The following is a 6,957-nucleotide window of genomic DNA, read 5'->3' as shown; positions in this document are numbered from 1 at the left end:
ATGTAGGAGCGGGCGTTGGGGGGGAGCCAGTTGATGTCTTCCTTGTCCCCAGCCACGAAACCGCCGATGGAAGCCAGCGACTTGCTGAAGGTACCCATAATCAGGTCTACGTCGTCGGTCACGCCGAAGTGGTCGCAGACACCGCGTCCCTGACGGCCGAACACACCCAGACCGTGGGCTTCGTCCACGTAGATGCTGGCATTGTATTTCTTCTTCAGACGGACAATCTCGGGCAGGTTGGCCAGGTCGCCTTCCATGGAGAACACACCGTCTACTACAATCAGCTTCACGGCTTCGGGTTCGCACTTCTGGAGTTCCTTTTCCAGAGCCTCCATGTCGTTGTGTTTGTACTTCAACTGCGTGGCGAAGGACAGGCGGCGTCCGTCTACGATGGAAGCGTGGTCGCGGTCATCGCAGATGATGTAGTCACCACGTCCCACCAACTGGGGGATGACACCTTCGTTTACGGTAAAACCTGTGGAGAAGCAGAGCGCTTCGTCTTTTCCCACGAATTCAGCCAGTTCCTTTTCCAGCTGCACGTGGATGTCGAGTGTGCCGTTCAGCAGACGGGAACCGGCACAGCCTGTGCCATATTTGTCGGTAGCTGCCTTGGCTGCATCAATGATGCGTTTGTCATACGTCAGGCCCATATAGGCATTCGAACCGAACATCAGGACCTTCTTGCCATCCATCAGTACCTCTGTATCCTGGTGGCTGTCGATTTCACGGAAATAAGGATATACGCCTTTGGCCATAAATTGTTGCGGCAGGTCGTATTTCGCAAATTTTTCTTGTAGTAAACCCATTGAATGTCTTATAATTAGTATGTTTATTTTTGTCAGGTTTTTAAAACAGGGGGCAAAGATAGCAAAATTACTTTTTTTATGCACCAAATAGTTGAAAAAATATGTTTGTCCAGTGTTTTAAAATCGCTTTATTACGTTTTTTCTGAGGATTTGTATTACTTTTGCACGACATGAAAATCCTTTTTGGACATGGACAACAACAAGAAGAAAATCGTTTTTGTAATCAATCCGATATCCGGCACGCAGGGTAAGGAGCAGATTCTGGCCTGGGTGAACGAAAAGCTGGACCGGGAGAAGTATGACATGGAGGTGGTCTATACGGAGTATGCCGGGCATGCCGTCAAGATAGCGGCACAGAAGGCGGCCGAAAAGGCTTTTGCCGTAGTGGCCATCGGAGGTGACGGGACCATCAACGAGATAGCCCGCTCGCTGGTACATACGGATACGGCCCTGGGCATCATTCCATGCGGGTCGGGCAACGGGCTGGCCCGCCATCTGCAAATTCCGCTGGATCCCAAGAAGGCGGTGGACATCATCAACGGCGGGCGGCTGGAAGTGATTGATTATGGAAAGATCAACGGTATTCCTTTTTTCTGTACGTGCGGCGTGGGCTTCGATGCCTTTGTCAGCCTTAAATTCTCGCAGGCAGGGAAGCGCGGGCCGCTGACCTATCTGGAACAGACTTTGCTGGAGAGCCTGAAGTACAGGCCCGAAGTCTACGAGCTGGAGATGGACGGCAATGTGTCGACCCGTTATCGGGCTTTCCTCATCGCCTGCGGCAACGCGTCGCAGTACGGCAACAATGCCTACATCACTCCGCGGGCGACGCTGGACGACGGCCTGCTGGACGTCACCATTCTGGAACCCTTCACGGTGCTCGACGTTCCCTCCCTGTCGTTCCAGCTGTTCAACAAGACCATCGACCAGAACAGCCGCATCAAGACATTCCAGTGCAAGTCGTTGCGCATCCATCGTTCCAAGCCGGGAGTGGTGCACTTCGACGGCGATCCCATGATGGCCGGCGAAGATGTAGAAGTGAGCATCGTGCAGCGCGAGCTGAAGGTCATCGTACCTTGCGAAACCTGCAAGCGGTCGGGCAACGTGCTGCAGCGGGCACAAGATTATATCAATGGCTTGAAGCAGCTCAACGAAGCGTTTGTGGAAGATATTTCGCACAAAAACCGGGCTATTTTGGACAAAGGTAAGGAACAGATCAAAAAGCTGGCGAAAAAATAGGCCGAGTATTATAAATATTGTGTACTTTTGCATGCTTGAATTAACGTGTATGCTTAAAATAAATAGATAAAGAAATGTATAGAACACACACTTGCGGAGAACTCCGCATCTCTGATGTCAATAAGCAGGTGACGCTGGCCGGATGGGTGCAGCGCAGCCGTAAGATGGGAGGCATGACTTTCATTGACCTCCGCGACCGCTACGGCATCACACAGTTGGTATTCAACGAAGAGGTGAATGCCGGGCTTTGCGAACAGGCCAACCGCCTGGGACGTGAATATGTCATTCAGGTGACCGGTACGGTGAACGAGCGTTTCAGCAAGAACGCCAACATGCCTACGGGCGACATTGAAATCATCGTGTCCGAACTGAATGTGCTCAACGCAGCCCTGACTCCTCCTTTCACCATCGAAGACAATACGGACGGAGGCGATGACATCCGCATGAAGTACCGTTATCTGGACCTGCGCCGCACGGCTGTACGCAAGAATCTGGAACTGCGCCACAAGATGACCATCGAGGTGCGCAAATACCTGGACAGCAAAGGTTTCATCGAAGTGGAGACTCCGTTGCTCATCGGTTCGACTCCCGAGGGCGCACGCGACTTTGTCGTTCCTTCGCGCATGAATCCGGGACAGTTCTACGCACTGCCGCAAAGCCCGCAGACACTGAAGCAGCTGCTCATGGTATCGGGCTTCGACCGCTACTTCCAGATTGCGAAGTGCTTCCGTGACGAGGACCTGCGTGCCGACCGTCAGCCGGAATTTACGCAGATAGACTGCGAAATGTCGTTCGTACAGCAGGACGATGTCATCGAGCTGTTCGAAGGCATGGCCAAGTACCTGTTCAAGACCATCCGCGGTGTGGAACTGACCGAACCGTTCCAGCGCATGCCGTGGGCCGAGGCCATGAAGTATTATGGCAGCGACAAGCCCGACCTGCGCTTCGGCATGAAGTTTGTCGAGCTGATGGATATTCTGAAAGGATACGGCTTCTCGGTATTCGACAATGCGGCCTACATCGGCGGTATCTGTGCCGAAGGTGCAGCCCACTATACACGCAAGCAGCTCGACGCGCTGACCGAGTTTGTGAAGCGTCCGCAAATCGGTGCCAAGGGTATGGTTTATGCCCGTGTGGAAGCCGACGGTAACGTGAAGTCCAGCGTAGACAAGTTCTACACGCAGGAAGTGCTGCAGCAGATGAAGGCTGCCTTCGGCGCGAAGCCCGGTGACCTGATTCTGATTCTCAGCGGCGACGATGCCATGAAGACGCGCAAGCAGCTCTGCGAGCTCCGTCTGGAGATGGGCAATCAGCTGGGCCTGCGCGACAAGAACAAGTTTGCCCTGCTGTGGGTGGTAGACTTCCCCATGTTCGAGTGGAGCGAGGAGGAAGGACGACTGATGGCCATGCACCATCCGTTCACCCATCCGAAGGACGAGGATATCCCCTTGCTGGATACCGATCCGGCAGCTGTGCGTGCCGATGCATACGACATGGTGTGCAACGGTATCGAAGTGGGTGGCGGTTCCATCCGTATCCACGATGCGAAGCTGCAGGCCAAGATGTTCGAGATATTGGGCTTCACGCCCGAGAAGGCTCAGGAGCAGTTCGGCTTCCTGATGAATGCCTTCAAGTACGGAGCACCCCCTCACGGAGGTCTGGCCTACGGTCTGGATCGCTGGGTGAGCATCTTTGCTGGACTGGACAGCATCCGCGACTGCATTGCCTTCCCGAAGAACAACAGCGGACGCGACGTCATGCTCGACGCTCCGGGTTACCTCGACCAGAAACAGCTGGACGAGCTGAATCTGATTGTGGATGTAAAAGAATAAAAACGTCGGACGGGCAGTGAGAGAAACGACACGCATCTTCCGCTTCGTGGTCATCGGCACGCTGAATGCGCTGATTACCGCCGCTACCATCGGGGTGATGATGGGTGTTTGCAATGTCCACTACCTGGCTTCCAACGTGACAGCTTATGTACTTGCACAGACGAACAACTTCGTCTGGTGCAAGTATTGGATATTTCCTACAAACAAAAAGAGCAACACCTGGCGGCAGGTGCTGCTCTTTCTTATTGCTTTCGGAATGGCCTACGGGGCCCAGTTCCTTTTCCTTATCGCACTGGTCGAGTTGCTTGGCTGCAACGAATATCTGGCACAGTTCCTCGGATTGTTTGTCTATGGTGCGGTCAATTTCCTGATGAACAAGAAAATTACTTTCAGGTAAGTTCTCTCATTCTGGCAGCAGTACGTTCCGGATGGCTTCCTGCAACACGTTCTTGGGCAACGCCCCTTGAGCCATTTGTGGAGCTCCTTCCATGGGAACGAAGAGCAGGGTGGGGACACTTCTGACGCCGAATACACCTGCCAGTTCCTCTTCCTCTTCTACATTAATCTTATAGATATCTATCTTTCCTGCATATTCGGCTGCCAGTTCTTCAAGAACGGGCGACAGCATCTTGCAAGGACCGCACCAGGTGGCATAAAAATCAATGATGGCCGGTCTTTCGCCCAAGAATTTCCATTCGGAGGGGCTTGTTTCATAGTTGGCTACTTTATTTAAGAAGTCTGCTTTGTTCAATGACATCGTTTTCATACTTGTTTTCTGTTTTTATGGTTGTTATTTTGATTTTGTTCGCTTCGCATTTCATTTATTTGTGGGACGCATCGGGATGATAGGGCTTGATGACGTCCTGGTAGAGTGTCTTTTTCTGCGATGCTACAGAGCATCCACCGCTCCCGCAGCAGGACAGATTGAATAGTGCCTGGATGATGAACAATCCGCCTAATGCCGCCAAGAAATAATCGCCTGCCCAGGCTGCATATCCGCCGACTCCCAGTCCGATCAATAAGCGCAGGGTTCGGACGAAATCCCAGTTTTTCAGTAATAAGTTTTTCATATTTTCCTTTCTTTGTTTGATTCTGATGCAAAATTAGAGGGAAAACAGGGGGCGTACAACAGATTTCGTTTATCTTTGTATAGACGTAATCTATTAAATATATGAACCTGCAACAAATGGAATACATCGTGGCCTTGGACAAGTACCGCCATTTTGTCCTTGCTGCCGAAGCCTGTGGAGTGACTCAGCCCACCCTCAGTGCCATGATACAGAAATTGGAAGAAGAACTGGATGTCAAAATCTTCGAGCGGAGCAGGCGGAGTGTGGTTCCCACCAGCATCGGGGTCAAGATTATCCGTCAGGCACAGACGGCCTTGAACGAAACCCAGCGCATCAAGGAGGTGGTGGCCGACGAAACGGGTGCCATGAACGGCAGTCTGCATATTGGCATTGTTCCGACCATTGCTCCCTACATCGTGCCCGATTTCATCTACCATTTCCAACATGCTTATCCGAATATGAAACTTCATTTGGACGAACGGGACAACAAGGGACTGTTGCAGGAACTGGCCTACGGGAATCTGGATATGATCATGACCACTTCGCCCCTGGAGGGAACTTCTTTATTGGAAATACCAGTCTATGTGGAGCGTTTTGTCGTATATTTTTCCGAGGGATGCCAATGGGACACGCTGCCAAGCGGTCCTGGGATGTTGTTGCCGGCCGATCAGATGTGGGTGCTGAAAGAAGGGCATTGCGTTCATGGTGAAGCGACCAGTTTCTGTAAGAATCAGGAAGTGGGAAATCATGTGTACGAAGCGGGCAGTATCGAGACACTGATTCGGATTGTAGACCGTAACGGTGGATATACCATTATCCCTGAGCTGCATGTAGGCTTCCTGACAGACAAACAAAGGGAACATGTACGCCCCATCGAAAGCATGCCGTCTCCCCAGCGCCGCATATCCATTTTCTTGAAAGAAGATTTTGTACGGGAGAGAGCGGTCAATGCAGTGAGAGAAACCTTGCTGAAGATTATACCTGCCCGCATGTTGGACGAGCGGTTCGGCAAGCATGATATCCGGCTACGGAGAAGCAGAAACTGAATTTGCCCACAAACGACGCCTGCGGGCAGTTCGTTTATGGGCAAATTGGCAGGAAAGATTAATCCAGGAATCGTTTTACAATGCCTTCGTAGGCATCGATGCGGCGGTCGCGCAGGAAAGGCCACCAGCGGCGCACGTTCTCCGAACGCTCCATGTCTATTTCTACAACCAGATTCTCAGGACGGTCGTTGGCTGCCTGTGCCAGCAGTTCGCCTTGCGGTCCGGCCACAAAGCTGTTGCCCCAGAAGAGGATGCCATTGGTCTGTCCAGACGGGTCGGGTTCGTGTCCTACGCGGTTCACAGCGATGACTGGCAGGCCGTTGGCCACCGCATGGCCGCGTTGGGAGATGATCCAGGCATTCAGTTGGCGGGCTTTTTCGTCGTCCGTATCGGTGCTTTCCCAGCCGATGGCAGTGGGGTAGATGAGCAGCTCGGCACCTTTCAACGCCATGAGGCGGGCAGCTTCGGGATACCACTGGTCCCAGCAGACAAGTACGCCTAATTTGCCCAGTGAGGTCTGTATGGGTTCGAAGCCCAAATCGCCGGGGGTGAAATAGAACTTCTCATAATAAGCGGGATCGTCGGGGATGTGCATCTTGCGATATTTGCCGGCAATGCTGCCGTCGCGGTCGAAGACTACGGCCGTGTTGTGATAGAGTCCCGGCGCACGTTTCTCAAAGAGGGAAGTGACCAGCACAATATGGTTGGCTGCGGCCAGTTCGGAATAGAAGCCGGTCGAAGGGCCTGGTATCGGTTCGGCCAGGTCGAAGAGCTGTGTGTTCTCCGTCTGGCAGAAATACAACGAATTGTGCAATTCCTGCAACACGACCAACTGTGCGCCATGAGCGGCACAGGCTTCGATGCTCTTGGCCAGGTTCATCAGATTGGTCCGCAGGTCGGCGGTATTGGCCTGCTGGATGATGCCTACTTTTATTTTTCTCATAATAGAATTTATTAAATTGTTATT

General features: G+C 52.4%; 8 protein-coding genes. 4 read left to right on the top strand and 4 right to left on the bottom strand.

All coding sequences use genetic code 11. The annotated features are described in order from the left end of the window. A partial coding sequence (locus BQ7483_RS08270) for an aminotransferase class I/II-fold pyridoxal phosphate-dependent enzyme (protein WP_072545555.1) occupies nt 1-806 on the bottom strand: 806 nt, incomplete at its 3' end. 189 nt (nt 807-995) lie between these two features. Between BQ7483_RS08270 and BQ7483_RS08265 the strand changes: the two genes are divergently transcribed. The 3 genes from BQ7483_RS08265 (at nt 996) to BQ7483_RS08255 (ending at nt 4,271) form a co-directional block, all read left to right on the top strand. Continuing rightward, nucleotides 996-2,042, top strand: coding sequence for a diacylglycerol/lipid kinase family protein (locus BQ7483_RS08265; RefSeq protein ID WP_072545775.1), 1,047 nt, complete (start codon nt 996-998; stop codon nt 2,040-2,042). 74 nt (nt 2,043-2,116) lie between these two features. Beyond that, complete coding sequence (aspS, locus tag BQ7483_RS08260) at nt 2,117-3,874, top strand: aspartate--tRNA ligase (RefSeq protein ID WP_072545554.1); 1,758 nt, start codon at nt 2,117-2,119, stop codon at nt 3,872-3,874. A 16-nt stretch (nt 3,875-3,890) separates the two neighbouring features. Next, complete coding sequence (locus tag BQ7483_RS08255) at nt 3,891-4,271, top strand: GtrA family protein (protein WP_022021719.1); 381 nt, start codon at nt 3,891-3,893, stop codon at nt 4,269-4,271. A gap of 6 nt (nt 4,272-4,277) precedes the next feature. Here the strand turns inward: BQ7483_RS08255 and trxA are convergent, their stop codons facing one another. Both trxA and BQ7483_RS08245 read right to left on the bottom strand, forming a co-directional pair. Further along, nucleotides 4,278-4,640 carry a thioredoxin gene (trxA, locus tag BQ7483_RS08250; RefSeq protein WP_022021720.1) on the bottom strand — a complete coding sequence of 121 codons (363 nt, stop codon included), beginning with the start codon at nt 4,638-4,640 and terminating at the stop codon, nt 4,278-4,280. Between the two features lie 55 nt (nt 4,641-4,695). Continuing rightward, entirely contained in the window at nt 4,696-4,944 is a 249-nt protein-coding gene (locus BQ7483_RS08245; protein WP_022021721.1) for a hypothetical protein, read from the bottom strand. 101 nt (nt 4,945-5,045) lie between these two features. Between BQ7483_RS08245 and BQ7483_RS08240 the strand changes: the two genes are divergently transcribed. Continuing rightward, nucleotides 5,046-5,990 carry a LysR substrate-binding domain-containing protein gene (locus tag BQ7483_RS08240; protein ID WP_072545553.1) on the top strand — a complete coding sequence of 315 codons (945 nt, stop codon included), beginning with the start codon at nt 5,046-5,048 and terminating at the stop codon, nt 5,988-5,990. 58 nt (nt 5,991-6,048) lie between these two features. Here BQ7483_RS08240 and BQ7483_RS08235 read toward each other — a convergent pair whose 3' ends face one another. Continuing rightward, nucleotides 6,049-6,933, bottom strand: coding sequence for a carbon-nitrogen hydrolase (locus BQ7483_RS08235; RefSeq protein WP_072545552.1), 885 nt, complete (start codon nt 6,931-6,933; stop codon nt 6,049-6,051). Between the last annotated feature and the right edge of the window lie 24 nt (nt 6,934-6,957).

This window comes from Mediterranea massiliensis, assembly GCF_900128475.1.
Taxonomy (GTDB): domain Bacteria; phylum Bacteroidota; class Bacteroidia; order Bacteroidales; family Bacteroidaceae; genus Bacteroides; species Bacteroides massiliensis_E.
Note: the sequence above shows the minus strand (reverse complement) of the source record. Positions and strands in the feature narration are given on the sequence as shown.

Bases quoted from the DNA above. Each gene is read 5' to 3' on its own strand.
- BQ7483_RS08265 (WP_072545775.1), top strand. From the start codon at position 996: ATGGACAACAACAAGAAGAAAATCGTTTTTGTAATCAATCCGATATCC.
- aspS (WP_072545554.1), top strand. From the start codon at position 2,117: ATGTATAGAACACACACTTGCGGAGAACTCCGCATCTCTGATGTCAAT.
- trxA (WP_022021720.1), bottom strand. From the start codon at position 4,640: ATGAAAACGATGTCATTGAACAAAGCAGACTTCTTAAATAAAGTAGCC.
- BQ7483_RS08245 (WP_022021721.1), bottom strand. From the start codon at position 4,944: ATGAAAAACTTATTACTGAAAAACTGGGATTTCGTCCGAACCCTGCGC.
- BQ7483_RS08240 (WP_072545553.1), top strand. From the start codon at position 5,046: ATGAACCTGCAACAAATGGAATACATCGTGGCCTTGGACAAGTACCGC.
- BQ7483_RS08235 (WP_072545552.1), bottom strand. From the start codon at position 6,933: ATGAGAAAAATAAAAGTAGGCATCATCCAGCAGGCCAATACCGCCGAC.